This is a genomic window from Streptosporangium sp. NPDC006013, from assembly GCF_040614275.1.
Lineage (GTDB): Bacteria > Actinomycetota > Actinomycetes > Streptosporangiales > Streptosporangiaceae > Streptosporangium.
In genome coordinates this window covers 1-2580 of record NZ_JBEXUE010000813.1, presented here as the reverse complement: position 1 = coordinate 2580, position 2580 = coordinate 1, and the positions used below count along the sequence as shown (strand labels likewise).

Below are 2580 nucleotides of genomic sequence, written 5' to 3'. Positions count from 1 at the left end.
GGTAGACGGCCACGAGCACGAGCAACAGCAGCATCCACAGGCCGCCCAGTGCGGTCGCGCGGCCCAGGTCGAAGCCCTTGAACGCGGTGTCGTACCTGACCCGGGTCAGGTCGGCGGCCAGCTCGGTGAGGCGCCCGGTGAGCTCCTCGTGCTCGCGGGTGAGCTCACCGATGCGGTCGTCGTCACCGTCGAGCTCCGCGACGCGTGCGGCGGCCCGAGTGGCCCAGGCGAGCACCTCGGCGGTGTCCTGGCCGTACCTGCGGATGACATGGATGAGCGCGGCCCGCCGCTCCTGCACCGCCGCGAGCCGACCCGGATCCGCGTCGATCGACTCGGCGTACGCGGCCAGCTCGGTGGCGACGTCGGAGATCAGGTACCCCGCCTCGGCGAGCCTTTCGGCGATCCCGGCGAGCGCCGGGTCGAAGTCGCGCACCGCCTCGACCGCCGTGCGGGCCTCGCCGACCAGCGCGATGGCGTCCGGCATGGCCTGCTCACCGGACATCGGGTCACCGAGCAGCGCCCGATGCGCCGTCTCGGCGGCACTCCGGAGGGAGTCCGCGTGGGAGAGCCGTTCCTCCTCCTCGCGCAGCTCGGTCTCCTCGCCGGCCTTGGGGTCGACCCTCTCGATCTCACCGAGCCCGAACCTGAGCTGGTCGGCCTCCTGGACGCGCTCCCTGGCTCTGGTGGTCAGCTCGGCCAGCTGCTCCGCGATCTTCCTGTGCCGCTTGTACGCCTGCCCGTAGGCGCGCAACGGCTTGACCAGTTCCTCGCCCGCGTAGCGGTCGAGAGCGGCGCGCTGGCGGCCGGGCTGCAGCAGCCGCTGCTGGTCCATCTGGCCGTGCACGGCCACCAGGTCCTCGGCCAGGTAGGTGAGCGTGCCGACGGGGACGGTGCGCCCCCCCAGCCAGGCACGGCTGCGCCCCTCGACGGAGACGGTCCGAGAGATGATCAACTCGCCGTCCTCGACCTCGCCGCCCACGTCCTGCACCTGCTGCGCGACCCGTCCCGCCGGGTCGACGATCAGTGTGCCCTCGATGGTGGCCCGCTCGGAGCCGGGACGGACCCGGGCGGGATCGGCCCGGCCGCCGAACAGCAGCCCCAGACCGGTCACCACCATGGTCTTGCCCGCACCCGTCTCGCCCGTGACCACGGTGAATCCCGGCGATAGCACCAGGACGGCCTCGTCGATCACGCCGAGCCCCTGGATGCGGACCTCCTCGACCCTAGGTCGCACTGGTCCCTCCCGTCACGTCGAATTCACCGAACATCAGTGCGGTGCGCGGGCACGATCCTACGCGCTTGAGACGTCACCCGCCCTGCCGTACTAGGGCCTCACCCGTCCGCGCCACCCCTGTACAGGGAGATCGAACTTGGCGACCAACCTGTCGGTGAACGGCGCGCCCGTGTCCTCCAGACCGTGCAGCCGAGCCAGTCGTACCGGTAGCTCGGCCCGCCGCAGTTCCACCCTCGCCCCGGCGGGCAGGTCGAACCTGCGGCGCCCGTCGCACCACAGCACCGCTCCCGCGGTCTCCGTCTGGACCTCCAGCGCGAGCCTGGAGCGGGGCGAGACCACCAGGGGCCGGGAGAACAACGCATGGGCGCTGATCGGCACCAGCAGCAGCGCCTCCACCTCGGGCCAGACAACCGGCCCTCCCGCGGAAAAGGCGTACGCGGTGGAACCGGTCGGCGTGGCGCAGATCACCCCGTCACACCCCCAGCGCGACAATGGGCGCCCGTCGATCTCGGCGACCACCTCGAGCATTCTCTCGCTCTTCTCGACGGTGGCCTCGTTCAGCGCCCAGCTGTCGGCCAGCAACTTGCCGTTGAGGCGGGCGGTGACCTCGATGGTCATCCGCTCCTCGACGTCGTAGCGACCTTCCACCACGCTGTCGACCGCGACCGCCAGGTTCTCCACCTCGGCCTCCGCCAGGAAGCCCACGTGTCCGAGGTTCACCCCCAGCAGCGGCACGCCGGCCGGGCGGGCGAACTCGGCCGCCCGCAGGAGGCTCCCGTCGCCGCCGAGCACGATCATCATCTCGGCGTCGTCGACCGCCGCCGAACCGGCGGGCACCACGTCGGCCCCGGCGCAGGCGATCTCGTCGGCCTCGGCGCTGAGGACGCGCACGGTCAACCCGGCGTCCAGGAACCGCTGGATCACCATCCGGGCGCTGTCGACGGCCGCCGGCCGGCCGGTGTGCGCGGTGACCAGCACGACGCGCTTGGCAGTCATCTCATCTCCTCGAGCATGGAGACCCCGAGCTCTGGCTCTGGGGAGGAAGTCCAACTCAGCTCTTCCAGTGTGGGTGCCCCGAGTTTCGGCTCCGGGCAGGATGTCAGGTCGCGCTCTCCCGGGTCGCCTGCTACCGGGGACCCTCCGCCACCGCTCGCTCGATCTCGGCGCCGAGGTCGGCGACCGGCGGAGCCCCCTCTCCCTTACCCAGCCAGATGACGTACTCGACGTTTCCCGACGGGCCGGGCAGCGGGCTGGCGCGAAAACGTGGACGTCCCACACCCGGCCGTGGAAGTACATGTGCTTGGGCAGGACTGCCTCCGCCTCGACCATCGCCGTGTGCGGCTCGG

The 2580-nt window shown here is 71.6% G+C and carries 2 protein-coding genes and 1 pseudogene; all 3 read right to left on the bottom strand.

Annotated elements, in window-relative coordinates; genetic code table 11:
• A partial coding sequence (locus tag ABZ260_RS49855) for an AAA family ATPase (protein ID WP_355632656.1) occupies positions 1 to 1234 on the bottom strand: 1234 nt, incomplete at its 3' end.
• A gap of 90 nt (positions 1235 to 1324) precedes the next feature.
• The gene (locus ABZ260_RS49850; RefSeq protein WP_343968981.1) at positions 1325 to 2230 is read right to left on the bottom strand and encodes an NAD kinase; all 906 of its coding nucleotides are present in this window, start codon (positions 2228 to 2230) and stop codon (positions 1325 to 1327) included.
• A gap of 130 nt (positions 2231 to 2360) precedes the next feature.
• Positions 2361 to 2489: pseudogene (locus tag ABZ260_RS49845) on the bottom strand (16S/23S rRNA (cytidine-2'-O)-methyltransferase); the annotation flags it as partial.
• Positions 2490 to 2580 lie beyond the last annotated feature (91 nt).

Coding starts and splice junctions, on each gene's coding strand:
- ABZ260_RS49850 (WP_343968981.1), bottom strand. CDS start 2,230: ATGACTGCCAAGCGCGTCGTGCTGGTCACCGCGCACACCGGCCGGCCG.